We start from the raw sequence: 26,098 nt of genomic DNA, 5'->3' as shown, positions 1-26,098 counted from the left end.
TATTTGGACCAGAATGAAAGGTCAGTCCAGCACTTTCCAGTGGACCGGGAAGCCGGGGTCGAAGACGGTCACCGGGCCTGCGCCGGTTTCGATCTTCGCCGGGAAGGGGGCGGCGTCGCCCTTCATCAGCGTCAGCGTGCCGGGGTTCGGGGGCAGCCGGTAGAAGGCGGCGCCATTGAGCGCCGCGAAGGCTTCGAGCCGGTCGAGCGCGCCTTCCTCCTCGAACACATGGGCGAGAAGGGGCATCGTGTTCGTCGCGGTGAAGCAGCCCGCGCAGCCGCAGGCGTGTTCCTTGAGGTGGTCGGGGTGCGGCGCGCTGTCGGTGCCGAGGAAGAAGCGCGCCTGGCCGCTGGTCGCGGCCGCGCGCAGCGCCAGGCGGTGGCGCTCGCGCTTGGCGACCGGCAGGCAGTAGTAGTGCGGCCGGATGCCGCCGGCGAGGATGTGGTTGCGGTTGATGATCAGGTGGTGGGTGGTGATCGTCGCGCCAAGGTCGTCGCCGCCCGCGCGGGCGTAGTCCACGCCCTCCTCGGTTGTGATGTGCTCCATGACCACGCGCAGGCCCGGCGTGGCGCGGCGGATCGGGTCCAGCACGCGGTCGATGAACACCGCCTCGCGGTCGAAGATGTCGACGGCGGGGTCGGTCACCTCGCCGTGGACGCAAAGCGGCAGGCCGATCTCGGCCATCGTCTCGAGGACGGCGCGGACCTTCTGGAAGTCGCGCACCCCCGAGGCGGAGTTGGTGGTGGCGCCGGCCGGGTAGAGCTTGACCGCCTTGACGAGGCCCGAGGCATGGGCGGCGGCGACATCGGCGGGGTCGGTCGCCTCGGTCAGGTAGAGCGTCATCAGCGGTTCGAACGCCATGCCCTCGGGCAGCGCGGCAAGGATCCGGTCGCGGTAGGCGGCGGCCTCGGCCCCGGTGACGACCGGCGGCACGAGGTTCGGCATGACGATGGCGCGGGCGAAGTGGCGCGCGCTTTCGGGCAGGACCGCAGCCAGCATCGCGCCGTCGCGCAGGTGCAGGTGCATGTCGTCGGGGCGGCGGAGCGTGAGGGTCTGGGTCATGCCTGCCCCTTAGCCGTTCACGCGGCGTCGCGCAATCGTGCGGCGGGATCGGGGGGATTCATGATAGGATGGCCGCATCGGGACGGGCCGGGCGCGGCGATCCCCTCGCCGCAGAGGCGCGTCTGCCAACCGGATCAACGGAGGCGACCATGGTCCAGACAATCGGCAATCCCCTGAGCTGGGGCCTGAGGCAGTTGCAGGGGGCCGGGCGCGACATCGGCGATGTCACGCGCCGGCTGGGCGGGGCGGGCGCCGTTCCCGCCGTCAGGGTGCTGAGCTATGCTGACCTTGGCGTGGCGCTGCGCCGAGGGCTTCAGGATTTCGGGGCACTGCGCACCGATGTCATCGCCGCGGCGATGCTCTATCCGGTCGCGGGCGCCTGTCTGGTCTGGGCGGCCTGGCACGGGGCGTTGCTGCCGCTGATCTTCCCGATCGCGGCGGGATTCGCGCTGGTCGGGCCCGCCGCCGCGGTCGGTTTCTACGAGATGAGCCGGCGGCGCGAGGCGGGGCAACCCGCGGGCTGGCTTGACGGGATCCGCGTGCTGGCCTCGCCGGCCTTCGGCGTGATCTTCGCCGGGGCGATGATGCTGGCGGCGGTCTTCGTGACCTGGCTGCTGGTGGCCTATGCGATCTTCCAGGCGACGATGGGCCCCGAGGTTCCTTCCAGTGCCGTCGCCTTCCTGAGGGAGATCCTCACCACGCCTGCGGGTTGGGCGATGATCGCGATCGGCATTCCGGCGGGGGCGGTCTTTGCGGCGGTGGTGCTGGCCGGCACGGTGGTGTCGTTCCCGCTGCTGCTGGATCGGGACGTGGGTTTGCCGGTGGCGATCCTGACCTCGCTCAGGGTGGCGCGGGCAGCGCCGGGGCCGGTCGCGGCCTGGGGGGCGATCGTCGCGGCCTGCCTTGCGGCGGGGTCGCTGCCGCTTCTGCTCGGGCTGGCGGTGGCGCTGCCGGTCCTCGGCCACGCGACCTGGCATCTCTACCGGCTGGCCGTGCCCGCCGACTAGGACGCTTTTCGCCGATATCCGTGCCCGTGCCCCGGTGTCGCTTGCGCCGGGGCACGGGTTTTTGGCATGCTGTGCGCAAGGCGGCAGCGACCGTCGGGACGAGGAGAGGGCGGAACGTGCGGAAAATGTCCATGCTTGCGGGGCTGGCGGTGCTGGCGGGGTGTACCAACGACCCCGGCTTCACCGGTGTCTCGGGTGTGCGCGAGGCGCAGGCGAGCGAGGTGCTGGCTTGCAGCTATGTCAGCGACATCTCGATGCGGCCCTCGCTCTACGGGCCGGTGCTGGGGCAGGAGGCGCTGAAATACGCGCGCAACACGATCCTGGCCGAGGCACTCGATTCGGGGGCCAACACGGTGGTGTTCGAGCAGGCGACGCCAGGGGCAGACGTCTACAAGCTGCACGCCAAGGCCTACCGCTGCTAGGCCCCGACAGTCGCGATCGGGGGGAAGGGAAGGCCGGCGCGGATCAGTTCGGCCTCGATCTCGGCCAGGCGGCGCGCGAAGTCGGGCGCGTTCAGGCGCTGCGCGACGTTGTTGCACAGGAAGGCGTTCAGATACGGCCGCCCGTCGCGGTCGAGCCGTGCCATCAGCGATTTCAGATAGGGCAGGTAGTTCCGGCGCGAGCGGTAGAAGGTGCGGAACAGGCGCGCGTCGAAGGCGCCGGTGCCGGCGGCAGTCAGGATCGAGGGCAGGATGCGCATGCCGTCAAGCGCGCCGGCGATGTCGCGGCCCAGATGCGGGCAGGGCAGGAGCGTGGTGTAGGACCGCGCGAAAAGGGCCGCGTGCATCGCGTCGAGCGATTGTTCGGGATCGAAGATCACGTAGACCGGCCCCGCGCCTTCGGTCATGTCGGGGGCAAAGCCGTAGCGGTCGGTGAAGTCCGTCCGCCGCATCTCGGTGAAGCGGGGATCCCATCCGGCGATGCGCGGGTCGAGCGTGGCCTGCGGCTGGATCAGGATCACCGTCGCGCCGGGGGCGGCGACCGAAAAGGCGGCGGCGGCATAGCCGCACATGCCGGCGCCGTAAAAGACGACCTGGTCGAAATCCTCGAAGAAGGCATCCTCGATCAGGCGGTCGAAGAAGCCGTAGACGGAGCGGTCGCGGAACCAGGTGTCGTGGTGCGCGATCAGGCCGAGATGCGACCAGCGGCGGCTTTTCGCGATCAGGTGGCCGAGCGGAAGTTGCGCGCCCTGCGACTGGCGGATACCCTTGACGGTGTCGAAGGTGACGAGAAGGGTGGAGGCGTCGTCGAGGAACATGGCGGAATGCATGGAGCCGAGCGGGGCGAAGTACCCCGACTCCTCCCCGATGGCTTCAAGTCTTTGAAACCATTCAGCATCCGTCAGCGACCGCACGTCGCTGTCCCGCAGCCTGTCGTCCTGCATCCTGTCCCCGCCATGGAGGCATTTACCCGCGATCATTCTTCCTGCGCTTGCGCGGCGGGCGCAAGGAGTCTGACGCAAGCGGGGCGAAATCAGGGCATTTCTGGGGCAAATCGTTTCGCCCGGAGATTCAAAGACGTCCATTCGGGATATCTGTTGACGCCGGTGACATGCGACGGTGCGGAGGTTGACTCGCTGGTGGGCGAAGGCTCGTGGCGCCGCGCGAAGCCCCGGGCGTGGCGCCGCAGCCGCCTCGGCGGATAGGCGCCGCCCGGCGGTCCGCGGCCCGCGGCGCGGGACAATCGCCCCCGAGGGATGATAAGAATCGCCCGAAACGCCGGACAGACCGAGGAGACCACGATGCCCCGCGCCATGAGAACCACGACGGCCCTGATCGCCAGCCTGTCCCTGATCGCGCCCGCGCCCGGTGTCGCGCAGGAAACGCCCCTGATCTGCCCGGACGGCTCCGCCTTGCCCTGCCCGGAAGGGGTCGAGCCGATCCCGGCGCCGGAGGAAGCCCCCGCCGCCGAAGCCCCCGCCGCCGAAGCCCCGGCCGAGGCGGCCCCTGCGGAGGAAGCACCCGCGGAGGAACCGGCTGCGGAGGCGGCTCCGGTCGAAGCCGCGCCTGTGGAAGAGGCGCCCGCGGAAGAAGCGCCCGCGGAGGAACCGGCCGCCGAGCCTGCCCCTGCTCAGGCCGAGGCGGCGCCCGCCGCAGAGGAGCCTGTGGCCGAGGAGCCCGTGGCTGAGGAACCGGCCGCCGAGCAGCCCGCTGCCGAGGAACCGGCCGCGGAGGAGCCGGTGGCAGAAGAGCCTGCGGCCGAGGAGCCCGTGGCTGAGGAACCGGCCGCCGAGCAGCCCGCCGCCGAGGAACCGGCCGCGGAGGAGGTGATCGTCGAAGAACCTGCCGCCGAGGAGCCCGCGCCGGAAGACTCCGCCGCCGAGCCTGCCGCCGGGGAACCCGCCGCGGGTGTCACCAGCGAGGACGACCTGGCCAAGGCGCTGGCCGAACAGGCGGGCGAGGCGGTCGAGGAGACTGCCGTCCCGGAACTCCCGGTGCAGCCCGACGCGGCGACGGGCGAGGCGCCGGTCGCGGCCGCGGCGGAGGTGCCGGAGGATGAACCCGTGGCCGGTGCCGAGGTGACCGAGGAGGTTGTCACCGAGGAAACGGCACGATCCTCGGACGAGGACTTCGCCAACCGCGTCAACCAGACCGCCGCCGCCCCCGCTGCCGCGGCCGACGACGATGACGGCCTGTCGAAGGGGGAAAAGGCGCTGCTGATCGGCCTTGGCGCGATCGCCATCGGTGCGATCATCTCCAACAACCGCAAGGTCGAGTTGAACTCGGGCGACCGCGTGGTGGTGACGCGGCCCGATGGCAGCTACCAGATCATCAAGGACGACAACGCGCTGCTGCGTCAGCCGGGATCGCGGGTGCGGACGGAAACCTTCGACGACGGTTCGACCCGCACCACCGTCACCCGGGAGGACGGGTCGCGCATCGTCACCATCCGCGATGCCGAGTATCGCGTGCTCCGGCGCGTCCACATTGACCCGGACGGGCGGCAGACGCTCCTCATCGACGACACCCGCGACTTCGAGCCGGTCGATGTCGCGCGCCTGCCCGCACCGCCGCGCGACACCTACCTGTCGGCCGACCTGACCGAGGCGGAACTGCGCGCGGCCCTTGCGCGCGAGGAAGGCTTTGGCCGTGCCTTCAGCCTGGCCCAGGTGCGCGAGATCCGCGAAGTGCGCGAACTGGTGCCGGTGATCGACCTCGACGCGATCACCTTCGAGACCGGCTCGGCCGCAATCAGGCCCGATCAGGCGCGGGCGCTGTCGCGCCTTGGCCGGCTGATCCGCAGCTATGTCGACGAGGACCCGTCCGAGGTCTTCCTGATCGAGGGGCATACCGACGCCGTGGGCTCCGCCGCCTCGAACCTCGCGCTGTCGGACCGGCGGGCGGAATCGGTCGCGCTGGCGCTGACCGAGTATTTCGACGTGCCGCCCGAGAACCTGGTGGTGCAGGGCTATGGCGAGGCGTTCCTGAAGATCCCGACCGAGGGCGACGAACGCGCCAACCGCCGCGCGGCGGTGCGCCGGATCACGCCGCTTCTGACCGAGGGCTGAGCGAAGGCGGAGGCCGGGGCGGCCTTTGCGCAAGGATCGGGTCGCCGTCGCGCGCGGCGTCGGCGAGGGTGTCGGGGCAACCGAAAGGGAGACCCCGATGCACCTGATCTTCGAACCGATCGCCACGCAAACCGTCCGCGCGCTGCGCGCGGGCGGGCCCGATGCCAACGGCCAGCCCGCCGAACGCCTGAAAGCGGAAGGCACCGGCAACCCCTGCCGCCACTGCCTCGACCTGATCCCCGAGGGGGCGGAGATGCTGGTCTGCGCGCACCGGCCCTTCCCAGAGCCACAGCCCTATGCGGAAACCGGGCCGATCTTCCTGTGCGCCGGGGACTGCGCGCCCTGGACCGGCGAAGGCGTTCCGCCCGTCCTTCGCGCGAGCCCCGACTACCTCCTCAAGGGCTATGGCGCGGATCACCGGATCGTCTACGGCACCGGCGGCGTCGTTCCCGCCGAAGCGGTCGAGGCGCGGGCGCGGGCGCTTTTGTCGCAGCCGGAAGTGGCCTTCGTCGACGTCCGGTCGGCGCGAAACAACTGTTTTCTGACGCGGATGCGTCCGGCGGTTTGACACAAGTCAAGGCAGGGCCGGCGGGAATCGCTATGTTGAGAGCACGGGTTCGCGTCTCTCCCTGGCTGGCGTTTGACGCCGCGTGAACCTAAAGACAGCCCCCCCTTCCGGCTGTCGGTCCTGAAAACGCTGCGGGCCTCCCCCCGCAGCGTTTTTTTCATCCCGCGCGCCCGGGCGCCATGCGCCAGCGCGACGGATCGGCCAGGTGCCGCCTGAGGCCGCCTTCCACCTCGTCGATGACGGGTTGCATCCGGCGGATCAGGTCCGGGGTCAGCACCACGGGTTCGGCCATCGTCATGGCCGCGTTCGCCTCGTAAAGGACGAAGCGGCCGTCTTCCATCACGCCGATGTCGGCGCCGAAGAAGTCGAGCCGGAGCCGGGCGTGAATGTCGCGCGCGACACGCTGGAGCGCCCCCCACTGCGCAAAGCGGTCGCGCGCGGCAAACATGATGTCGAAGTCGGCCGGTATCGCCTCGATCATGCCCTTGTTCAGCCAGCCCGGCGTCGCCCGGTAGGAGCGCAGCGTGATCTCGTCGCCGATGAAGCAGAGCCGCAGTTTCAGGTAGTCGCCGCTGGTGCGGCGGGTGTCGACGAATTCGGTGATGTAATGCGGTCGGCGCAGCCAGGGGGTCGCGAACAGCGCCTCCCAGCCGAAGGGGTGGTCGACCCGGATCAGCCCCTCTGCCGATTGCGACGAGGCCGGGCGGACCAGCACGGGATAGCGCATCCCGCTTGCGGCAAAGGCCTTCTGGAAGGCGTCGGCGCTTTCGGGAACGACGCGGATGCAGCGCGGCACGACAAGGCCGGGGATGCCGTCCAGAAGCCGCGCCACGCGGTCGCGGCGGCTGTCAGCGACGGCGGCGGGATGGTTGAAGATCGGCACGCGGTCGCCGAACCCCGACAGGAGCGCGCGCAGTGCTGCGCCATAGTCGTCATCGTCGGCGCAGTAGTTCACGATCCAGGAAATGCCCTGCACCTCGGTCGCCCCCTGCGGTGGGAACCAGAACGTCGCCGCGTCGCGGGACAGGTCGCGTTCGACCGCGCGGCCGAGGATCATGCGGTTGGGATAGAGCGGCTCCGGCCGGCCGTCGGTGCCGATGCGGATGCGGACGATCCCGTCGTCGGGAATGGCGCGATAAAGAAGGCCCGAACCGGATTTCCGTCTGCTGCTCGCCATGGACATGATCCGAAATGAATGAACGTGAAACTCTGCTTCGCTCAAGAACACGCGGCGGGGCCGGCTGTCCAGTGCGGTCGCCGCGGATCAGCGCCCGAGCCTGGCGAAGATTGCGTCGAGACGGGCGCATTCGTCGGCCAGCCCGAAGGGCGCGTTGACGATGAACATGCCGCTGCCGGTCATGCCGTGGCCTGCGCGCGCGGGGGGAAAGCGGACCTCGTGGCGCAGCACGCCGGGCAGGTTCCGTTCTTCCAGCGACCGCAGCATCGGCCCGTGCGCGCCCGAGGCCAGGATCGGATACCAGAGCGCGATCACCCCCACGTTCCACTTGCGCGCCACATCGCCGACCAGCCGCGCGACCGCCGCATACTCGGCCTTCACCTCGTAGCTCGGGTCGATCAGCAGAAGGCCGCGCCGGGGTGTCGGCGGGGTGATCGCCAGCGCCATCGCGACGCCGTCTTCCTTGCGGACATCGGCGCCATGGGGGGCCATCGTTTCGACCAGGGCGGCATGTTCGCGGGGGTGAAGCTCTGCCAGGTGCATGCGGTCGCCGGGGCGCAGGAGCAGGGCCGCGACAAGCGGCGAACCGGGATAGGCCGCGGATCCGTGATCCTGCCGCACCCGCGCCAGCACACGCGCATAGGGGTGGCCGGGCGGGAAGGCGGCCCCAAGGCGCCCGATGCCTGCCTCTGCCTCGCCGGTCTTCAGCGCCTCTTCCGCGTCCAGGCGGTAAAGACCCCGGCCGGAATGCGTCTCGATGTAGCTGAGCGGCTTGTCCTTGCGGGTGAGGTAATCGAGCATCGTGGCCAGAAGCGCGTGCTTGTGCACGTCGGCCAGGTTCCCCGCGTGATAGCCGTGCTGGTAGGAAAGCACCACGCCCCCGAAATCGTTCGGCTCGCGCCGGTCTGGCCGGGGAAAAGGAATCAGGGCGCGGCGGTCTGCGTCCGCGCCCCGGAAACCCCGGAGGTTTACCTAGGTGCGATCATCATCACCATCTGCCGGCCCTCGAGCTTCGGCATGTTCTCGATCTTGGCGACGCTCTCGACATCGGCCGCCACCCGCTTGAGAAGTTCGAGGCCCAGTTCCTGGTGCGCCATCTCGCGGCCGCGGAAGCGGAGCGTGATCTTCACCTTGTCGCCTTCCTCGAGGAATTTCCGCACCGAGCGCATCTTGACGTCGTAGTCATGCGTATCGGTGCCGGGGCGGAACTTGATTTCCTTGATCTCGATGATCTTCTGCTTCTTGCGCGCCTCGGCTTCCTTCTTCTGCTGTTCGTACTTGAACTTGCCGAAGTCCATGATCTTGCAGACCGGCGGCTCCGCGTTGGGCGAGATCTCGACCAGGTCGAGCCCGGCCTCCTCGGCCATGGCCATGGCGCGTGCCGGTGTGACGACGCCCACGTTTTCCCCGTCCGCACCGATCAGGCGGATTTCCGGGGAGCGGATGCGCTCGTTGACGCGGGGTCCCGTATCGCGTTGCGGCGGGGCGTTGTGCGGTCTGCGGGCTATGGTGGCGTTCCTTCTATGGCGGCCGGTTGGTTCGGCGCGCAAAATAGACGCGGGCGAGGGCCGATTCAACCCGGATTCCATGCCCCTTCGGGCGCAGGGGGTTGCGCGGGCGGCTGGATGTGTCATAGCAGCGCGCATGAAACATCCTGCTGCAATCGAAAGGATTGTGCCATGAACCGGAACGTTCTGATTGCCCTCTTGATCGTCGTGCTCGCGGGTGGCGGTTACTACTACTATTCGGCGCAGAAGGCCGCCGAGGAAGCCGCCGCAGCCCAGAAGGCTGCCCAGGAGGCTGAGGCCGCCGCGGCCGAAGCTGCCAAGAAGGCCGAAGAGGAAGCCGCGGCCAAGGCGGCCGAGGAAGCCGCCGCGGCCCAGAAAGCCGCCGAGGAAGCCGCCGCCAAGGCCGCCGAAGAAGCTGCGAAGGCGGCCGAGGACGCTGCCGCGAAGGCCGCCGAAGAGGCCGCGAAGGCTGCCGAGGCTGCTGCTGCCGCCGCTGCCGACGAAGCCGCGAAGGCTGCCGAGGCCGCTGCCGATCTGGGCGCGGCCCTCGACCCGGCCAGCTTCGACGCCGCGAAGGTGAAGGCCGCGATCGACGGCTCGGCTCTGGATGACGCGACCAAGACCACGCTCAAGACCGCCGTCGACGGCGCCGCGGCGAACCCGGCGCTGGTTCAGTCGGTGATCGACCAGGTCAAGGCCGCGCTCGGCCTCTGATCCCTGCCGCAGAACGACAAAGGCCGCGGGCGATGTCCGCGGCCTTATGCATGGTGCCGTCGGCAGGCCTCAGATGCCGTCGCCGACGAAGGCCTTTTCGACCACGTATTCCTGCGGTTCGGAATTCGCGCCCTCGCGGAGGCCGAAGCCTTCGAGCACTGCCTTCACGTCGATGTTGAAGGCGAGCGAGCCGCAGACCATGGCGCGGTCGGTCGCGGGGTCCATCGGCGGGATGCCGAGATCGGCGAAGACCTTGCCAGAGGTCAGGTTGTCGGTGATGCGGCCCATCCGGTCGGAGGTCTCGCGCGTGGTCGTCGGGTAGTAGAGCAGCTTGCCCGCCACCATCTCGCCGATCAAGGGATCGTCCGCGAGGCTTTCGACAAGCTCGCGCCCGTAGGCCAGTTCCGCCTGTTCGCGGCAGGTGTGCATCATCACCACCTGGTCGTATTTCTCATAGGTCTCGGGGTCGCGCATGAGGCTCGCGAAGGGGGCGATGCCGGTGCCGGTCGCAAGGAACCAGATCCGCTTGCCGGGCAGGAGCGCGTCGTGGACGAGCGTGCCGACCGGCTTCGGGCGCAGGATGATCTCGTCGCCCGGCTGGATATGCTGGAGCTTCGAGGTGAGCGGCCCGTCCGGCACCTTGATCGAGTAGAACTCCAGCTCCTCGTCCCAGGACGGCGAGGCGATGGAATAGGCGCGCAGGAGCGGCTTGCCGCGGTCGTCCAGAAGGCCGATCATCACGAACTCTCCCGAGCGGAAGCGCAGCGTGAGCGGCCGCGTCACGCGGAACGAGAACAGCCGGTCGGTCCAGTGTCGGACCTGCGTCACGGTCTGCGCATCCGGCAGGGTCTTCACGGCGGGGGTGGCGGCGATGTCGTTCACGGGGGAGCCTCGGGTCGATTGTTAGTATAGAAACAAATTCGGGGCCGTCGGCCCCGCTTTTACAGGCATTCGGGCGTTGGGAAAAGCGTTTTTCAGCCCTTGAGCCGCGACCGATAGTCATGCGCGCGCCAGTCGGCGCGGAAGATCCACTGGTCGGCGGGCTGGCGCGCGGCCAGGTCCTCGGCGATCTCGACCTCGTCGAAGCCGGCGCGGCGGGCCATCGCGTACTGGTCGGCGATGACGTGGCCTTGCGCCCTCAGCCGCCCGGTAAAGCCGCGCGCGCGCAGATGCCGCGCGAGCGAAAAGCCGCGCCCGTCGCTGAAGACGGGGAAGGACACGCGGATCATCTCCACCCCGTCGAAGCGGGCGGGCAGGTCGGCGGGCTGGGTATCGGCGGCGATGTCGATGGCGGCCCCGCCCTGGAAGTCGTCGACGTGAAAGCCGTCGTCGCGCACGATCACGCTCATGCCGCGTTCTCCTTGTCCTCGCTGGCTGCCAGCGCCTCTTCGGCGGGCAGCGGGCCGCGCACGACGCGGCCGTTGATGAAGTGGATGCCGCATTCGTCCTTGGCGGTGCCGCGCCAGCGGCCCGCGCGGGGGTCCTCGCCTGGCTTGACCGCGGTGGTGCAGGGCGCGCAGCCGATCGAGGGGTAGCCCTTCGCCACCAGCGGGTGGCGCGGCAGGCGGTTGTTGACCATGTAGTCCTCAAGGTCCGCGCGGCCCCAGTGGGCCAGCGGGTTGACCTTGAGCCTGCGGCCGTCCTCGACCTCGAAGAAGTCGATCGCGGCGCGGTCGGCGTTCTGGAACCGCTTGCGGCCGGTGATCCAGCCGTCGAACCCCTTCAGCGCCTGTTCGAGCGGGGCCACCTTGCGAAGCCCGCAGCAGGCATCGGTCGAGAACTGGTGCAGCGTTCCGTCCGGGTCGTCGCGGCCCAGAAGCGTCAGGTCGGCGCGGATGGTGCGGATGTCGGTCAGGTTCAGCGTGGCCGCAAGCTCCTGCTGGTAGGCCAGCGTCTCGGCAAACAGCATCCGCGTGTCGATGAACAGGACCGGCGTGCCCGGCGCGATCACCGAGACGAGGTGCAGGAGCACGACCGATTCCGCCCCGAAGGACGAGACAAGCGCAAGATCGCCGACCTCCGGGTCCTTCAGCGCGCGTTCGAGGACCGCCGTCGCCGAATGGTGGCGATAACGGTCGTTGAGGTCCGCGACCTTGCGGGCAAGCGCGCCGGCACGTTCGTCAAGCGGCATCTCGGGCGGCCTCGGCGGGGTAGAGGGCGGCCTTGAACGGTTCCGCCCCCAGACGCTGATAGGCGTCGGCGAAGGTTTCCGTCCGGCCAAGCCGCAGGGCGAGATAGGCGCGCAGAAGCCGTTCGATCGCCGGCACGACCTGATCGTAGGCGAAACCGGGGCCGGCACGCTCGCCGATGCGGGCGTTTTCGGTCGCGTCGCCGCCCAGCGTGATCTGGTAGTTCTCCACCCCCGCGCGGTCGAGGCCGAGGATGCCGATGTGGCCGACGTGATGGTGTCCGCAGGCGTTGATGCAGCCCGAGATCTTGATCTTCAGCGCGCCGATCTCCTCCTCAAGGCCGATGGCCTTGAAGTGGGTCGCAATTTCCTGCGCCACTGGGATCGAGCGGGCGGTGGCAAGCGCGCAGTAATCCATGCCGGGGCAGGCGATGATGTCGGAGATGAGGCCAACGTTGGCGGTGGCCAGCCCCGCGTCCTTCAGCACCGCGTGGAGCGCGGGTAGGTCGGACTTGTGGACATGCGGCAGGATCACGTTCTGTTCGTGGCTGATCCGAAGTTCGCCGTGGCCGTAGCGGTCGGCGAGGTCGGCCAGCGTCCGCATCTGCGCCGCCGTCGCGTCGCCCGGCGTCTCGCCATGGGCTTTGAGTGAGACGGTGACGATCGCGTAGCCGGGCGCGCGGTGGGCGGCGAGGTTGGTGTCGGTCCAGGCCCGGAACACCGGGTCGGCGGCGCGGACGGCCTCGTAACCTTCCTCGGGCGCGTTGCGGAAGGCGGGGGCGGCGAACTGCGCCTCGATTTCCCGCAGGATCTCCTGGTCGACGCCGGAGAATTCGGCGCGGGTGGCCTTGAAGCGTTCCTCGACGGCGTCGCGGAAGGCTTCCATCCCGTTCTCGAACACGGTGATCTTGATGCGCGCCTTGTACTTGTTGTCGCGCCGGCCCATCAGGTTGTAGACAGAGACGATGGCCTCGAGATAGGGCAGCAGGTCTTCCTTCCTCAGGAAGGGCCGGATCACCTGGCCGATCATCGGCGTGCGGCCAAGCCCGCCGCCCACGATCACCTCGTAGCCGACACGGCCCGACCCGCCGCGCACCAGGCGCAGGCCGATGTCGTGCGACTTGATCACCGCGCGGTCGTTGGGCGCGCCGGTGATGCCGATCTTGAACTTGCGCGGCAGGAACTGGAACTCCGGGTGGTCGGTGGACCATTGCCGGATCAGTTCGGCCGTCGGGCGCGGATCCTCGACCTCATCGGCGGCGGCACCGGCGAAATGGTCGGCGGTGACGTTGCGGATGGTGTTGCCGGAGGTCTGGATCGCGTGCAGCTGCACCTCGGCCAGCGCATCGAGGATGTCGGGCACGTCGGTCAGTTTCGGCCAGTTGTACTGGATGTTCTGGCGCGTGGTGAAATGGCCGTAGCCCTTGTCCCAGCGTTCGGCGATGTAGGCCAGTTGCCGCATCTGCGCCGAGGACAGCGTGCCATAGGGGATGGCCACGCGCAGCATGTAGGCGTGAAGCTGGAGGTAGAGCCCGTTCATCAGGCGGAGGGGGCGGAACTCGTCCTCGGTCAGCGCGCCCGAGAGGCGGCGTTCGACCTGGCCGCGGAACTGCGCGTTGCGTTCGGCCACGAAGGCGGCATCGAAGTCGGAATACTTATACATGACCGGCCTCCTGCTTGCCGTGCGCGTAGTTCGAGGGGCCGCGGGTGCGGAACGCCTCGCGGAAGTGGACGGGTTCGGGGCCGTTGGGCCCGGCCTTCGCATCGGCGAGATAGGCGCCCACGATCAGGTTCTTCTGCGCCTGCGCATGCAGCAGGCGCAGCTGGGCATGCGCCTCGTCCTCGATCAACTCGGCCTCCTCGTGCCGGCGCGACCAGCGGTCGTCGGCGGTCAGGTAGACCACGTCGCCCTCGATAAGCGCGTTCGCGGTGACGATCTTCGGCGTGTAGCTGCGGGCCATGGCGGACTCGTGGTGGTGAAATTGCCCTTCCAATATAGGAAATTTTCCCGTATCTCCGCCATTGCCCCGCGCGAATAAGGACGATTGTTCTTCTGTCCGGGCGGTGTGGAACGCCTGTCCTGAAACCGGGGAAAAACGCGAATGTCTGTCCGCCTTGATGACATGGACCGGAAAATTCTGGCCGAACTGCAGGAGGATGCGAGCCAGTCGCTGGACGAGATCGCCCGCAAGGTGGGGTCGTCGAAGACCCCGGTCTGGAACCGCATCCGCAAGCTGAAGGAGGCGGGCGTGATCGGCCGGCAGACGGCGATCCTTGACCCCGAGGCGCTGGGTCTCGAGGCCTGCTTCTTCGTCCTCATCCGCACCTCGGAGCACGAGGCGGCCTGGCAGAAGAAGTTCCTCAAGGCGCTGCGGGAGCGGCCCGAGGTGCTGGAGGCGCACCGGCTGGCGGGCGACATCGACTATATCGTGAAGGTCCGGGTGAAGAACGCGCGGGCCTACGACACCTTCTATCAGGCGCTGATCTCGGAGGTGAAGATCCACAACGTCACCGCGCTCCTGTCGATGGAGGAGATCAAGTCGACGACGCTTCTGCCGTTGTGAGGGAGGCAGGGCCGGGGGGCTGTCTGCCCCCGTCGCCATTGGTCCTCGGACCGATGGCGGACCGATGGCGACCCCCCGAGGATATTTCCGAAAAGAAGAAGGGGTCAGCCGGCGCGGACCATGAGGGTTTCGAGCCCGTGGAAGTGGTAGAGGTCGGCGTAGCGGGGGGGTGCTGCGAGCGCGAGGCCGGGGCAGCGGGAGAAGAGGATCGGCAGCGCGACCTGTAGTTCGAGCCGGGCGAGCGGGGCGCCGACGCAGAAGTGGAGCCCGGCGCCGAAGCTGAGGTTGGCGCGAACCGGCCGGGCCGGGTTGAAGCGCGCGGGGGTATCCCAGCCCTGGGGGTCGCGGTTCGCGGCAGCGAGCAGGCAGCCGACCTCGTCGCCGCGGCGGAAGCGGTGGCCGGCCATCTCGATGTCCTCGTAGGCACAGCGGGTGAAGAGATGCAGCGGCGGGTCCTGGCGCAGGATCTCCTCGACCGTGCCCTCGATGCGGGAGGGCACCAGCACCTCGCCGCCGAAGCCGCCCTTGAGCAGCGCCTTCACTCCGTTGCCGATCGTGTGGACGGTCGCCTCGTGGCCCGCGTTCAGAAGCAGGATGCAGGTGGTGATCAGCTCGTCGGTCGAGAGCCGCTCCCCCTCGGCCTCGGCGGCGATGAGATGGGTGATGAGGTCGTCGGCGGGGCTGCCGCGACGGGTGTCCACATGGGCGCGCATGTAACCCACGAAGGCCTCGGTGGCGGCAACGGCGGCATCCTCGGTCGCGCGGGTGCGGCGCGCCTGGTACATGCCGACCATGGCGTTCGACCAGACGAGAAGCCGCTCGCCGTCCGCCTCGGGCACGCCGAGGAGGCGGCAGATGACGGTGACGGGCAGCGGGCGGGCGAAGGCGGGCAGCAGGTCGAAGGCGCCCCCCGTCGGGAAGGCGTCGATCAGCTGGTGCGCAAGGGTCGCGATCTCCGGCCCCAGTGCGGCGATGCGGCGCGAGGTGAAGGCGCGCAGGACGAGCGACCGGAGCCGGGTGTGGCGGGGCGGCTCAAGCTCCAGCATCGAATGCGCCTCGACCGCGTAGAAGGGGCGCAGGTGGTCGGGCACCGGCGGTCGGCGGTCCTCCGGCACCTCGCGCCCGAAGCGGCGGTCGCGCAGGATCGCGCCGACGGCGGTGGCCGAGGTGGCGCAGACCATGCCGTAGTCTTCCCAGAAGAAGAGCGGGCCGGCCTTTCGGGCGCGCTCGTAGAACGGATAGGGGTTCTGGACGAAGGCGGGGTCGGTCGGCGACTGGCTGAGGCGCTGCATCGGGGGCTCCGGGAGGGGCGGGAAAGGTCAGGAAAGCGCAGGAGCGGGGGGGATGGCAAGGCGGGGGTTCGGCCCCCTCACCCTCGCGCCGCTTTTCCCCCCTGCGCCAGAAGCACGCCGGCAAGGACGACGAACGCACCGAGGGTCTGCACCCCGTTGAAGCCGCCGCCGAGAGCGTAGGCGATGAGCATGACGTAGAAGGGTGCCGCGTTGAAATGCATCGAGGCGATGCCGATGCCGAGCCGCTCCACGCCCTGGAGCCAGAGGATCTGCGACAGGCCGATCGAACCCATGCCGTAGAGGAGTGCGACGGCCACGAAGCCGGGGCTTTGCGCCGCCGTCGAAACAGCGGCGCCGAGTCCGCCGCCGGCCAGGCTGATCGCGGTCATGGTCAGGCCCGCGGCGACGAAGGGCAGGGCGGCGCGGCCGATGGGCGAGATATGCGCGAGGTCGACCACGGCCGCGCGCGAGCCCCAGCAGTAGAGGACGACGGAGCCGAGCATGGCGAGCGCGCCGAGCCCGAGGTTGAGGCTGCCGAGGCCGGCGGCATAGGCGGCGATCCCGCCCGTGAGCGCGAGGGCGAGCCCCGCGACAAGCCGGCCGGACAGGCGCCGGCCGTCGAGGATGAGTTCGATCGCGATTGCGACGACCGGAGTTGCCGCGGCGATGATGGCGACGGTGACGCCATCGGTCCGGGACTGGGCGAAGGTCAGGAACCACGAACTGATGCCGAAGCCGATCGCGCCGATGGCGGCGACACGCCCCCAGGCGATGCGGTCGGCGTCCGCCCGCCCCTCGGTCAGCGCCCAGAGCGGCAGGAGGAGGGCGGCGGCAAGCATCACGCGGATGGTGGCAACGTGCAGGGGCTCGATCTGGCGCAGGAGCAGGTCGCCTGCCGGAAACCCCGCGGCCCAGATGATCATGGCGCCCGCGGTGAAGAGGTTTCCCGACAGGGCGCGGTCGGCCGGGCTGGGCGTGGTGGCGGTCATGGCGTTCCCCGATGGGATCCCTGCGGTCTCTGGGCCCGTCTCTGGGCAGGGCGATGGTCGCGCCGCCGCGGGACGCGGGCGCGCCCGTTCGCGACCATTGCATGACGCAGACGGGAAGGTGGCGGCCGGGAAGGTGGCGGCCGGGAGGGGGCGGTCAGGAGGGAGCGGCCGAGAGTGCCGCGACGATCGGGCCGAAGTCCTGCGCCTTCAGGCTCGCCCCGCCGACAAGGGCGCCGTCGACATTGGCGACGGCGAAGATCTCGGCCGCGTTCGCGGGCTTGACCGATCCGCCGTAGAGCAGGCGGAACCCCGCGCCATCGGCGAAGCGCGCCGTCAGTTCGGCGCGCAGGAAGTCGTGCACCTCGCCGATCTGGGCCAGCGTCGGCGTGCGCCCGGCGCCGATGGCCCAGACGGGCTCATAGGCGATGACGGTATCGGCGGCGGTGGCGTCCTCGGGAAGCGAGCCCAGAAGCTGCGCGCCCACGACCGCGAGCGTTCGGCCCGCGTCGCGGTCGGCCTCGGTCTCCCCCACGCAGACGATGGCGACCAGCCCCGCGGCATGGGCCGCGCGCGTCTTGGCGCGCACCGTCGCGTCATCCTCTCCATGATCGGCGCGGCGTTCGGAATGGCCGAGGATGACGTGGCTTGCGCCCGCGTCCCGCAGCATCGTGGCGGCGATGTCGCCGGTATGGGCGCCCTGGGCGGCGGCGTGGCAGTCCTGGCCGCCGACCATCACCGGGCCGCGACCCGCAAGCCGCGCCATCGCGGCAATCAGCGTGGCGGGCGGGCAGATCAGCACCTCGCAGGCGGGGGCGGGCTGGGCCGCGGCGAGTGCCGCCACCTCGTCGAGGCTGGCCGGGGTGCCGTTCATCTTCCAGTTGCCGGCCGCAAGTTTCCGCCGCATCCGATCCTCCCTCAGCCGAGTTCGCGCAAGGCCTCCCGGGCCAGATCGCAGGCCAGCGCGGGATCGTCAAGGGCGGCGTGGGGCAGCCGCCAGTAGGGCATCGCGACCGGCTTCCCGCCGGGGCGGGCATAGGTCCAGCGATCCCAGCCTTCCGCGGTGATGCGCCCGGCGAAGGCGCCCGCGCCCTTGAGCCAGAGCGAGCCGTCGGAATGGAGAAGGGCAAAGATCACGCCGTCGCGGTAAAGGCAGAGCCCGCCCATCATCCGGCGGTGCGTCAGGGCACCCAGCCCCTCGAACAGTTCAAGCGCGAAGGCGATGTTCGCGGCCGAGACGCTCATGCCCCGCCCGCGGGCAGGTCCTTGAACTTGATCGATTCGCCGCAGCCACAGGCCTCTGCGACATTGGGGTTGTTGAAGCGGAACCCGCTTTCGAGCAGCGAGGTCTCGTAGTCGATCTCGGTTCCGAACAGGAACATCTGCGCCATCGGCGCGATCATCACGCGGGCGCCGTCCTGTTCCACAACCTCGTCCATCGGGCCGGGCTCGGCGGCGAATTCCATGGTGTATTCCATGCCCGCACAGCCGCCCTTCTTGACGCCGATCTTCAGACCATGGGCGCCGTCGCGCGCCATCAGCCGCGCGATCTGCGTGACCGCGCGCGGGGTAAGCGTCACCGGGGCCTTGCCGGGAATGCCGAACATGTCGCGTCTTCCTTGTCCTGTGCATGTAATCTAGGGCGCGGGCGGCGCGATCACAAGCGGGGGAAGTGCTGCCATCAGCCCGAGCGTGGCATAGGCGACGACAAGCGCCCAGCCGAAGGAGGCGAGCGTGCCGATGATGACGTATTCGCCGGCGCGCTGGTCCTGCGAGGTCGTCTCGAACCTGAGGACCGATTTCGCGGCGACGAGGAAACCGACGCCGGCGGGCTGGCCCACCATGACCAGCAGGAAGATGAGCCCGCGTTCCAGAAGCCCGATCAGCGCGCCGCCGTTCGTCAGGCCCTTGGGCAGGTCGTCATCCGCCCAAGGCCGCATCAGGAGGCCGACCGCGAAGCCGCCCGCGCGGGTGGCCAGGATCGCCCCGGCGAGTAGCGCCATGAGGCCGGAAAGCGCGGGCGTCGCCGCCCAGCCCCCGCCCGCCCAGAGGTCGGGGCGCAGCGCCGCCAGCCCCGCGATCGCCGCCAGATGCGCCCCCTGATCGGCAAGGAAGGCCGCAAGCCTGTCGCCCCCGAACCGCGCCTTCATCCCGTCGATGGCGATGTGAAGGGCGGCCAGCGCGAGGAGTTCCCACGCATCGACCCGCCCCAGGGCCGCCTGCGCCGTCGCCAGCACCACCGCGCCATGCAGGAGAAGGACGGGGGCACGGCGCTTGTTGCCGGCGATCCAGCGGGTCTGGAAGACGAAATCGGCAAGCACATGCGCGCAGAGGAGTGCGGCGAAGGTTTCGGTCATGTGCGCGCATTTCCTTCAAGCGTTGCCAGAGCGGCGTCCAGCGTTTCGTGCGCCGCAGCGGCAAGTGATTTTGTCACCGCCTGCCGCGATTTGCCCAGCCGTTTCGCAATGTCGGTATAGGTCCCATCATGATCGGGAGCGAGCGTGGGCAGGATCGCGACGGCCTGCGTCTGCGTCCAGCCCTGCGACAGGCGATCGGCGAGAATGGTGGCCGCGCCGATGGCTCCGAGGCTGTCGTGCCGAATCCGGCCTGGGAGTCTGAACGCCTTCAGGTCATCGAGCCCCTGTCCCGACCTGACGAAGACCTCTTCGGTGTGGCGGTTCAGATCCGGGTTGATCGTGTCGGGCGCAGGTCCTTCGGCAATCGACATGTAGCTGTCGAACTCATCTCCTTCGGCGCGCAGGGCCGCGCGGAATGCCAGTGCCGAACGCAGCGCCAACTCTGGTCGGGCCAGAACCACCTGCCATCCGTCGCCCCGATGCCGGGTGAAACTGAGCGGCGCCCGCATCCAGCGTTCCTGCGCCGCCGCGCAGGCTTCGAGCGCGCGAAAGGCCCGGTCAACCCTGTCGGGTCCGATCTGGCCCGATCCTACAAGGTCGCCGGTCAGGACGGCAATTTTGCGTAACGCGTTCATGCGCAACCAATATAGGTTGCGAATTATAAATGCAACCCGTTTGTGTTGCTATTTGCGGAGTGCACCCCGAAATGACTGCGCTACTTGCGGTTTCGGCACCCCAGGACGCGACCCGGACCCGCCCTACATGAACCCGAGTTCCAGCCGCGCCTCGTCGGACATCATGTCCATCCCCCACTGCGGCTCGAAGGTCATCTCGACGTCGACCTGCTTGACCCCGTCGATGGGCTCGACCGCGTCGGCGACCCAGCCGGGCATCTCGCCCGCCACGGGGCAGCCCGGCGCGGTCAGGGTCATGACGATCCTGACTTCGTTTTCGGGCGAGATTTCAATCGTGTAGATCAGCCCCAGGTCGAAGATGTTGACCGGAATCTCGGGGTCGTAGACCGTGCGGCACGCCTCCACCACGCTGTCGTAGAGCGGGTGGTCCGTGGTCGACGGCCGGATCAGCGGGGTGCCTTCGATCGGCTCTTTCGGTTCGGCTGTCATGGCGCCTCGTTCGGTTCCTGAGAGAATATATAAGGAATGGCGCGGGCGAGGTCCAGAGGCGAAAGCCTAGCCCGCCTGCGCCGCCTTTGCCATCAGGTGCGCGACAAGGGCCTGCACGTCGGGCCGCCGACCCCGCGCGGCGGGGGTGACGGCGACATAGGGCACGGGCATCGGCATCTCGGCCGGATGCAGAAGGGCGAGCGCGCCCGAGGCGAGGAAGGGCGCGGCCATCCGGCGCTGCACCAGCGCGACGCCCAGGCCCGCGCGCGCCACCGCAAGCGCCAGGCCCGACTGCCCGACGCGGGTGCCGCGGGCGGGGTCGAGCGTCCGGGCGATCTCCGCATGGGCGCAGAAGTTCGCCCAGGTGGGCTGCGTCAGGTAGGTCGGGCCCCAGTGGGTGTGGATGAACTCCGCCGCGTCGAGATCGCCGAGCGTGCGGCCCGCAGTGACCTGCGGCGCAGCTACCGCCACGATCACGTCGGTGAACAGTTCCTCGATCTGCAGGCCGCCGTAGTAGGTGGCGCCGTAGGTGATGCGGATGTCCGCGCCGTCGCGCGCGAAGGTCACCGGGTCGTCCTCCACCCGGATGTCGAGGCCGGCGCGGTGCACGAAACCTTCGAGCGCAGGGGCAAGCCAGTGCTCGGCCACCGAGGGCAGGACGGAGAGGACAAGGCGCGGCCGCGCAGTCCCTTCCCGCAGTTGCCGTGCCAGGGCCGCGATCTCGGTCAGCGCCTGCTCCAGCCGCGGCTGGATTTCGCGGCCCGCGTCAGTGAGGAGCAACTGGTTGCCCTGCCTGAGGAACAGCCGCTTGTCGACATGATCCTCAAGGTTGCGCACCTGCTGGCTGACGGCGGCCGAGGTCACGCCCAGCTCCCGCCCGGCCTCGACGAAGCTGAGGTGGCGAGCGGCGACCTCGAAGGCGCGCAGGGCGTTCAGCGGGGGAAGGGCGGTCAAGGGTCCTCTCCGAAAGGTTTTCTTATGGATATCGAAAACGAAGTTGGTTGCAAGCGGGCCGCCGCCCGGGGAAACCTGCGCCCAAAGGGAGGACGCCATGCAATCCATCATCGATCTCGACCGCTATCCGCTCGACCGGCCCGGAACGCCGGAGTGGCAGGCCCTCGTCGACCGGGCGAAGGCCGACCTTGCGCGGGACGGCATGTTCAACCTGCCCGGCTTCCTTGCCGAGGTGGCGCGGGCCGCGACGGTGGCGGAGCTTGCGCCGAAGTTCGCGACCGAGGCCTTCACCCACAAGCGCCGCCACAACATCTATTTCCGCAAGACCGTGGAGGGGTTGCCGGCCGATCACCCGGCGCTGCGCGAGGTCGAGACGGTCAACCACACGCTTTGCGCCGATCAGGTGGGCGGTGCGCTTGCCGAGCTTTACCAGTGGCCGGCCTTCGCGGCCTTCCTCGCCGCCACGATGGACAAGCCCGCGCTTTACCCGATGGCCGATCCTCTCGCCTCCCACAACGTCATGAGCTACGGCGCGGGCGAGGGGCTGAACTGGCATTTCGACCGCTCCGAATTCACCGTCACGCTTCTCCTGCAGGCGCCCGATGCGGGCGGATCGTTCGAGTATCGCAGCGACCTGCGCAGCGAGGACGACCCGAACTACGACGGCGTCGCGCGGCTGCTGAACGGGGCGGACCCGGAACTGCGCCGGCTCGACCTCGAGGCGGGAACGCTGAACGTGTTCCGCGGCAAGAACACCGCGCACCGGGTGACGCCGGTCGAGGGCGGGCGGAACCGCATCGTCGCGGTGCTGACCTATTACGAACGCCCCGGTGCGCGATTCACCAGCGAGGAGCAGATGGGCTTCTACGGCCGCGTCGCCTGACCGGCCGGGCGCGCGCGCCCGGTCAAACCGGCGTGAGGGGCAGGCGCCTGCGTGACCGGCAGCCCGGCTGGCGTTTTCGCGTCCGTGCAAGGGGATGGCGGCGGGCGGGCCGCCCAGTCCGGCTGAAACATCACGCGCGCCTCACGCTGGTCTCTCGCAGTCGTGCTTTGCCTCTGCCGCCGGTGAGACACTACCTCGGCTATCCCGATCACCGGGTCCAGCCAAGGATATACACATGACCACCACACTCATTCGCAAACTGGCCATCGGCACCGCCCTGGCCCTCACCCTCGCGACCTCGGCGCTGGCCGGGGGCTTCGATACCAACATGTCCTCCACCGGCCTCGCCCTCGAAGGCGTCGACCCGGTCAGCTACTTTGTCGACGGCACGCCGAAGGACGGCGACTTCCAGATCACCTCGGTTCACGATGGCGCGGTCTATCGCTTCGTCTCGGAAGAGAACAAGGCGAAGTTCGAGGCCGAGCCGGCGAAGTACCTGCCGCAATACGGCGGCTACTGCGCGATGGGCGCGGCCATGGGCATGAAGCTCGACGGCGACCCGGAGCTCTGGAAGATCGTCGACGGCAAGCTCTATCTCAACGTCGCCCCGGCGATCGCCGAGAAGTGGCAGGCCGACGCGCCGAACATGATCGTTCAGGCCGATGCGAAATGGGCCGAGATCAAGGACAAGTCGCCTGCCGAACTGATGCAGTGACGCAACCGGGCGGGCGGGGTCTTCCCGCCCGTTCCGCTTTCGGGCCGGGTCGGCCCTTGGCAGCGGGCCCGCAACTGGTATATCGCCCGGTGCCATGACCGCAGCCTTCTCCTTCCGCGTCGACGCCACCGACGGCAAGGCCCGCACGGGCCTCATCTCGACCCCGCGCGGGGATATCCGCACGCCCGCCTTCATGCCCGTCGGCACCGCCGGCACGGTCAAGGCGATGCTGCCCGAAAGCGTTCGCGCGACCGGGGCGGACATCCTCCTGGGCAACACCTACCACCTGATGCTGCGCCCGAGCGCCGAGCGCATCGCGCGTCTGGGGGGCCTGCACCGCTTCATGAACTGGGACCGGCCGATCCTGACCGACTCGGGCGGCTTCCAGGTGATGAGCCTGGCCGACCTCAGGAAGCTGACCGAGGAGGGCGTGACCTTCCGCAGCCATGTCGACGGGTCGCGCCACCACCTCTCGCCCGAGCGAAGCATGGAAATCCAGCGCCTGCTCGGCTCCGACATCGTCATGTGCTTCGACGAATGCCCGGCGCTGCCGGCCGACGAGAAGCGTGTGGCCGAGAGCATGCGGCTGTCGATGCGCTGGGCCGAGCGGTCGAAGGCCGCGTTCGGCGACAGGCCGGGGCACGCGCTTTTCGGCATCATGCAGGGCGGGGTGACACCCGAACTTCGCGCCGAAAGTGCACAGAAACTCAAGGAAATCGGCTTTGACGGCTATGCCGTCGGCGGCCTGGCGGTGGGCGAGGGGCAGGCGGCGATGTTCTCCGTCCTCGATTATGCGCCGGGCCTGCTGCCGGCGGACAGGCCGCGCTACCTGATGGGGGTGGGCAAGCCCGACGACATCGTCGGCGCGGTCATGCGCGGCATCGACATGATGGACTGCGTGCTCCCCTCGCGGTCGGGGCGCACCGGGCAGGCCTGGACGCGGCGGGGGCAGGTCAACATCAAGAACGCGCGCCACATGGACGACCCCCGCCCGCTGGACGAGGATTGTACCTGCCCGGCCTGCCGCAGCTACAGCCGCGCCTACCTGCACCACGTCTTCCGCGCGGGCGAGATCATCGCCTCGATGCTGCTGACCTGGCACAACCTGCATTACTACCAGGAGTTGATGCAGGGCCTCAGGGAGGCGATCGCGGCCGGGCGCCTCGACGCCTTCGCGCGCGCCTTCGATGCGCAGCGCGCCGCGGGCGATATCGAGCCGATCTGACCCTCAGCCCGGCGCGCGCCGGACCGACATCTGCGCCAGCCGCGACCGGATCGCGGGCGGAAGTGCCGCGTCATCCTCGGTCAGGGCGTGCAGTTCGGCGACCACCGCCGCGACCTCGATGATCTCGCCATCGGTGAATTCCCGCCGGTCGTGGGCAAAGCTGGCGATGGTGCGGGTCGAGTGCCCCGCGATGGCGACGGTGCAGCCATGGCGAAGCCCGTGTTCCGCCGCCCGCGCGAACATGCCCGAGGTGTCCAAGTCCGCGATGTCGCTCCAGCGCGTCCAGCCGGTGTTGGCAAAACCCCAGACCACCGTCGGATCCCGCGCGACCAGCGCCTCGCGCGCATAGATGTCCTGCCAGGCGCGGGAATAGCCTTGCAGCATGTAGCGCGGCCAGTTGAAGCCGACGTGAAGCCCGACAGCATGTCCGGCCGGACCCGCGGCGGCGATGGCGCCCAGCACACGCAGGATTCGCGCCTCTGACGTGGCGTCCGTCCCCGGTGAATGCAGCTTTATTTGTGTCGACAACCGTGGCATAGGACTCGCATGGCACATTTTCGGCCGGATTTGCAGAAACTCGCATTAACGCCCGTTCACGACTATGTGAGCGCCCGACCTCCCTTTGCAGCCGACATCCGCCGCGCCTTCGCCGATCTGGCCCCGGCCGGGTATTTCGTCGCCTTGCGCATCGGCTTCCTGTTTCCGCAGGTGGAAGTCAACGCCCTTCCGGCAAGTTGGGTCGAACGCTACAACCGCCAGGGCTACATGCCGCAGGATCCGCTGATCCGCTGGCTGCACGCCGGCGAGGGCGTGGTGCGGTGGAGTGCGACCGGGCTTGACGATCCGCGCGGGGTGCTTGTCGATGCCGCGCGTCACGGGTTGCGCTTTGGCCTTGCCGTGGCGCTGGTCGAGGATGGCGCCGATCCGCGCCGCAGCCTTGGCACCTTTGCCCGCGCGGATCGCGAATACACCGATGCGGAGTTGGCCGAGGTGCGCGCGCGCTTCGCCGCGCTGGCGGCCGCCGCCCGCCCGCCCGCCGCGCTGACCCAGGCCGAGGCCGAGGCGCTGTCGATGGTGCGCGACGGCCTGCTGATCAAGGAGATCGCGGTGATCCTCGGCGTCACCGAGGGGGCGATCAAGCAGCGGCTCAAGGGCGCGCGGCTGAAGCTGCGCGCCAAGACGGGCAGTCACGCGGTCTCTGTCGCCGCGGCGACAGGGCTGATCTGAGTTTGCGTCAGGCGGTGACGGCGGCGGCCTCGACGCGCACCCCGGCTTCGGCAGGGATCGCCACGACCGCTTCGGCGCTGCCAATCAGCCGGTCGCAGAGACGTCCGTAGCTGTCGTCGAGCCAGGCGGTGACGATGGCAGAGAGGGGCAGGGCGCCATGCCCCACCGTCAGCGTGACCCGCCGCCGGTTGCCCAGATCCTCGATCGCGACCTCGCGCCAGAGCGGGGCAGGCCCGCGGTCGGTGCGGTGCAGGATGCGCCGCCCGGCGTCGCCGGGCAGATCCTCGGCCGCGGCCACGGTGGCGGGGTCGGCCGCCCCCTCGATCAGGCGGTCGAGCGTGGCGTCGGGGCTGGCAAGACCGCGCAGCGCCGCGGCCCAGCCATGGCCCGCGCGGCCGGCGTCGCCGGCGCCAAGCGCGCGCAGCAGCGCGTCGCGGCTGTGCGTGCTGACCCGTGTGACGCGGGCGACGTAGCCGTGGCGCACCAGGCGGCGCGCGGCCCAGGGGCTGAAGAAGACCCGCATCAGCACGACGGCCAGCGCGACCACGAAGGTCGCCTGAAGCGCCGGGGCGCGCGCGTCGGGCAGGATGCCCGGAGCGGACAGCGCAGAGGCCGCGGCGAAGAGGACGCGCGCGAGCGCCATCGCCTCGATGGTGAAGCGCAGGCGCGGCAGCAGGAGCGCGGTCAGGAGCGTCGCCACGCCGATGACGCCGGTGTAGAGAAGCGCCGCGAAAACCGGCGCGGGCAATCCCCAGACCTGGATTTGGCCGAAGCGGGCGTAAAGCAGGTAGCCCGCGACGAAGACGAGGACCGAGACCACGGCAAGCCTTCGGCGTTCGCGGTAAAGCCGTCTCAGCACCTGTTCGAGTGTCGCGTGCATCGCCCCATGCCCCGTTTTCCGCATTGGCACAGGGCAATCGGACGGAATTGTGGCCCCGAGGTGCCGAAACCGCGACGATTGCCCGTTGGGGCTGCCGGATGCACCCGTCGGCCGTCGCTTCGCCCTTGCCATTGCCGCGCGAAAACGGGACAGTCCGGGCGGAGTTGAAGCAGGGCCGGTCCGGCCCCATCTAGAGAGCCGGAACAGGGGATGGCCGGG

The 26,098-nt window shown here is 69.4% G+C and carries 31 protein-coding genes; 10 read left to right on the top strand and 21 right to left on the bottom strand.

From position 1 onward, the window contains the following. Positions 1-21: 21 nt before the first annotated feature. Positions 22-1,062 carry a dihydroorotase gene (pyrC, locus tag N5I32_RS05735; protein ID WP_261494433.1) on the bottom strand — a complete coding sequence of 347 codons (1,041 nt, stop codon included), beginning with the start codon at positions 1,060-1,062 and terminating at the stop codon, positions 22-24. Between the two features lie 149 nt (positions 1,063-1,211). Between pyrC and N5I32_RS05730 the strand changes: the two genes are divergently transcribed. Further along, the gene (locus N5I32_RS05730; protein ID WP_261494432.1) at positions 1,212-2,069 is read left to right on the top strand and encodes a DUF2189 domain-containing protein; all 858 of its coding nucleotides are present in this window, start codon (positions 1,212-1,214) and stop codon (positions 2,067-2,069) included. Between the two features lie 125 nt (positions 2,070-2,194). Next, positions 2,195-2,491, top strand: coding sequence for a hypothetical protein (locus tag N5I32_RS05725; RefSeq protein ID WP_261494431.1), 297 nt, complete (start codon positions 2,195-2,197; stop codon positions 2,489-2,491). Here the strand turns inward: N5I32_RS05725 and N5I32_RS05720 are convergent. Beyond that, entirely contained in the window at positions 2,488-3,453 is a 966-nt protein-coding gene (locus N5I32_RS05720) for a phosphoadenosine phosphosulfate reductase (RefSeq protein ID WP_261494430.1), read from the bottom strand. The genes N5I32_RS05725 and N5I32_RS05720 overlap by 4 nt on opposite strands. 357 nt (positions 3,454-3,810) lie before the next feature. Here N5I32_RS05720 and N5I32_RS05715 point away from each other — a divergent pair, with 357 nt between their 5' ends. Both N5I32_RS05715 and N5I32_RS05710 read left to right on the top strand, forming a co-directional pair. Further along, on the top strand, positions 3,811-5,577 hold the full coding sequence (locus tag N5I32_RS05715) for an OmpA family protein (RefSeq protein WP_261494429.1): 1,767 nt from the start codon (positions 3,811-3,813) through the stop codon (positions 5,575-5,577). Positions 5,578-5,674: 97 nt separating this feature from the next. Then, positions 5,675-6,145, top strand: coding sequence for a DUF1203 domain-containing protein (locus tag N5I32_RS05710; protein WP_261494428.1), 471 nt, complete (start codon positions 5,675-5,677; stop codon positions 6,143-6,145). A gap of 157 nt (positions 6,146-6,302) precedes the next feature. Here the strand turns inward: N5I32_RS05710 and N5I32_RS05705 are convergent, their stop codons facing one another. The 3 genes from N5I32_RS05705 to infC form a co-directional block, all read right to left on the bottom strand. After that, entirely contained in the window at positions 6,303-7,322 is a 1,020-nt protein-coding gene (locus N5I32_RS05705; protein ID WP_261494427.1) for an ATP-grasp domain-containing protein, read from the bottom strand. 87 nt (positions 7,323-7,409) lie between these two features. Continuing rightward, positions 7,410-8,195 (bottom strand): 23S rRNA (adenine(2030)-N(6))-methyltransferase RlmJ, encoded by a 786-nt coding sequence (locus N5I32_RS05700; protein ID WP_261494426.1) that lies wholly within the window; start codon positions 8,193-8,195, stop codon positions 7,410-7,412. A gap of 95 nt (positions 8,196-8,290) precedes the next feature. After that, positions 8,291-8,872: a translation initiation factor IF-3 gene (infC, locus tag N5I32_RS05695; RefSeq protein WP_261494425.1), complete on the bottom strand. Its 582-nt coding sequence runs from the start codon at positions 8,870-8,872 to the stop codon at positions 8,291-8,293. 129 nt (positions 8,873-9,001) lie between these two features. On the opposite strand from infC, the gene N5I32_RS05690 reads away from it, so the two are divergent. After that, on the top strand, positions 9,002-9,544 hold the full coding sequence (locus N5I32_RS05690; protein ID WP_261494424.1) for a hypothetical protein: 543 nt from the start codon (positions 9,002-9,004) through the stop codon (positions 9,542-9,544). Positions 9,545-9,613: 69 nt separating this feature from the next. Here the strand turns inward: N5I32_RS05690 and N5I32_RS05685 are convergent, their stop codons facing one another. The 5 genes from N5I32_RS05685 to N5I32_RS05665 all read right to left on the bottom strand — a co-directional run bounded on the left by N5I32_RS05685 (position 9,614) and on the right by N5I32_RS05665 (position 13,633). Next, on the bottom strand, positions 9,614-10,426 hold the full coding sequence (locus N5I32_RS05685) for a ferredoxin--NADP reductase (protein ID WP_369414253.1): 813 nt from the start codon (positions 10,424-10,426) through the stop codon (positions 9,614-9,616). Between the two features lie 92 nt (positions 10,427-10,518). Then, a complete protein-coding gene (locus tag N5I32_RS05680; protein WP_261494423.1) occupies positions 10,519-10,893 on the bottom strand; it encodes a DUF934 domain-containing protein in 375 nt (124 codons plus the stop codon). Continuing rightward, a complete protein-coding gene (locus N5I32_RS05675; RefSeq protein ID WP_261494422.1) occupies positions 10,890-11,675 on the bottom strand; it encodes a phosphoadenylyl-sulfate reductase in 786 nt (261 codons plus the stop codon). The genes N5I32_RS05680 and N5I32_RS05675 overlap by 4 nt, the downstream gene beginning before the upstream one ends. Further along, positions 11,665-13,335, bottom strand: a complete 1,671-nt coding sequence (locus N5I32_RS05670; protein WP_261494421.1) for a nitrite/sulfite reductase — start codon at positions 13,333-13,335, stop codon at positions 11,665-11,667. Before N5I32_RS05670 ends, N5I32_RS05675 begins: the two co-directional genes overlap by 11 nt. Continuing rightward, positions 13,328-13,633, bottom strand: coding sequence for a DUF2849 domain-containing protein (locus N5I32_RS05665; RefSeq protein WP_261494420.1), 306 nt, complete (start codon positions 13,631-13,633; stop codon positions 13,328-13,330). Before N5I32_RS05665 ends, N5I32_RS05670 begins: the two co-directional genes overlap by 8 nt. A gap of 141 nt (positions 13,634-13,774) precedes the next feature. Between N5I32_RS05665 and N5I32_RS05660 the strand changes: the two genes are divergently transcribed. Continuing rightward, positions 13,775-14,236, top strand: coding sequence for an Lrp/AsnC family transcriptional regulator (locus N5I32_RS05660; RefSeq protein ID WP_261494419.1), 462 nt, complete (start codon positions 13,775-13,777; stop codon positions 14,234-14,236). Between the two features lie 104 nt (positions 14,237-14,340). On the opposite strand, the gene N5I32_RS05655 is transcribed toward N5I32_RS05660, so the two are convergent. The 9 genes from N5I32_RS05655 to N5I32_RS05615 all read right to left on the bottom strand — a co-directional run bounded on the left by N5I32_RS05655 (position 14,341) and on the right by N5I32_RS05615 (position 20,949). Beyond that, positions 14,341-15,528 carry a cytochrome P450 gene (locus N5I32_RS05655; protein WP_261494418.1) on the bottom strand — a complete coding sequence of 396 codons (1,188 nt, stop codon included), beginning with the start codon at positions 15,526-15,528 and terminating at the stop codon, positions 14,341-14,343. Between the two features lie 77 nt (positions 15,529-15,605). Next, positions 15,606-16,517, bottom strand: a complete 912-nt coding sequence (locus N5I32_RS05650) for a DMT family transporter (protein ID WP_261494417.1) — start codon at positions 16,515-16,517, stop codon at positions 15,606-15,608. A gap of 154 nt (positions 16,518-16,671) precedes the next feature. After that, on the bottom strand, positions 16,672-17,421 hold the full coding sequence (gene tpiA, locus N5I32_RS05645; RefSeq protein ID WP_261494416.1) for a triose-phosphate isomerase: 750 nt from the start codon (positions 17,419-17,421) through the stop codon (positions 16,672-16,674). A gap of 11 nt (positions 17,422-17,432) precedes the next feature. Further along, a complete protein-coding gene (locus N5I32_RS05640) occupies positions 17,433-17,759 on the bottom strand; it encodes a TfoX/Sxy family protein (RefSeq protein ID WP_261494415.1) in 327 nt (108 codons plus the stop codon). Next, entirely contained in the window at positions 17,756-18,121 is a 366-nt protein-coding gene (locus N5I32_RS05635) for a HesB/IscA family protein (RefSeq protein ID WP_261494414.1), read from the bottom strand. Before N5I32_RS05635 ends, N5I32_RS05640 begins: the two co-directional genes overlap by 4 nt. Before the next feature lie 30 nt (positions 18,122-18,151). Beyond that, the gene (locus N5I32_RS05630; RefSeq protein ID WP_261494413.1) at positions 18,152-18,871 is read right to left on the bottom strand and encodes a DUF3307 domain-containing protein; all 720 of its coding nucleotides are present in this window, start codon (positions 18,869-18,871) and stop codon (positions 18,152-18,154) included. Next, on the bottom strand, positions 18,868-19,506 hold the full coding sequence (locus tag N5I32_RS05625) for a hypothetical protein (protein WP_261494412.1): 639 nt from the start codon (positions 19,504-19,506) through the stop codon (positions 18,868-18,870). The genes N5I32_RS05630 and N5I32_RS05625 overlap by 4 nt, the downstream gene beginning before the upstream one ends. Positions 19,507-19,629: 123 nt before the next feature. Next, the gene (locus tag N5I32_RS05620; protein ID WP_261494411.1) at positions 19,630-19,995 is read right to left on the bottom strand and encodes an SUF system Fe-S cluster assembly protein; all 366 of its coding nucleotides are present in this window, start codon (positions 19,993-19,995) and stop codon (positions 19,630-19,632) included. Positions 19,996-20,061: 66 nt separating this feature from the next. Then, positions 20,062-20,949 (bottom strand): LysR substrate-binding domain-containing protein, encoded by an 888-nt coding sequence (locus N5I32_RS05615; protein ID WP_261494410.1) that lies wholly within the window; start codon positions 20,947-20,949, stop codon positions 20,062-20,064. Between the two features lie 97 nt (positions 20,950-21,046). On the opposite strand from N5I32_RS05615, the gene N5I32_RS05610 reads away from it, so the two are divergent. The 3 genes from N5I32_RS05610 to tgt all read left to right on the top strand — a co-directional run bounded on the left by N5I32_RS05610 (position 21,047) and on the right by tgt (position 23,772). After that, positions 21,047-21,832, top strand: coding sequence for a HalD/BesD family halogenase (locus N5I32_RS05610; RefSeq protein WP_261494409.1), 786 nt, complete (start codon positions 21,047-21,049; stop codon positions 21,830-21,832). A 235-nt stretch (positions 21,833-22,067) separates the two neighbouring features. Next, on the top strand, positions 22,068-22,547 hold the full coding sequence (locus N5I32_RS05605; RefSeq protein WP_261494408.1) for a YHS domain-containing (seleno)protein: 480 nt from the start codon (positions 22,068-22,070) through the stop codon (positions 22,545-22,547). A gap of 94 nt (positions 22,548-22,641) precedes the next feature. Continuing rightward, positions 22,642-23,772, top strand: a complete 1,131-nt coding sequence (gene tgt, locus N5I32_RS05600) for a tRNA guanosine(34) transglycosylase Tgt (protein WP_261494407.1) — start codon at positions 22,642-22,644, stop codon at positions 23,770-23,772. 3 nt (positions 23,773-23,775) lie between these two features. Here the strand turns inward: tgt and N5I32_RS05595 are convergent, their stop codons facing one another. After that, entirely contained in the window at positions 23,776-24,309 is a 534-nt protein-coding gene (locus tag N5I32_RS05595) for an autoinducer binding domain-containing protein (protein ID WP_261494406.1), read from the bottom strand. A 9-nt stretch (positions 24,310-24,318) separates the two neighbouring features. On the opposite strand from N5I32_RS05595, the gene N5I32_RS05590 reads away from it, so the two are divergent. Further along, entirely contained in the window at positions 24,319-24,999 is a 681-nt protein-coding gene (locus N5I32_RS05590; RefSeq protein WP_261494405.1) for a helix-turn-helix transcriptional regulator, read from the top strand. A gap of 7 nt (positions 25,000-25,006) precedes the next feature. Here N5I32_RS05590 and N5I32_RS05585 read toward each other — a convergent pair whose 3' ends face one another. Next, on the bottom strand, positions 25,007-25,879 hold the full coding sequence (locus N5I32_RS05585; protein ID WP_261494404.1) for a hypothetical protein: 873 nt from the start codon (positions 25,877-25,879) through the stop codon (positions 25,007-25,009). Positions 25,880-26,098: the final 219 nt, after the last annotated feature.

Source organism: Albidovulum sediminis, assembly GCF_025380365.1.
GTDB classification, from domain to species: domain Bacteria; phylum Pseudomonadota; class Alphaproteobacteria; order Rhodobacterales; family Rhodobacteraceae; genus Albidovulum; species Albidovulum sediminis.
The sequence above is the reverse complement of the archived record's forward strand: the minus strand, read 5'-3'. Positions and strand labels throughout refer to the sequence as shown.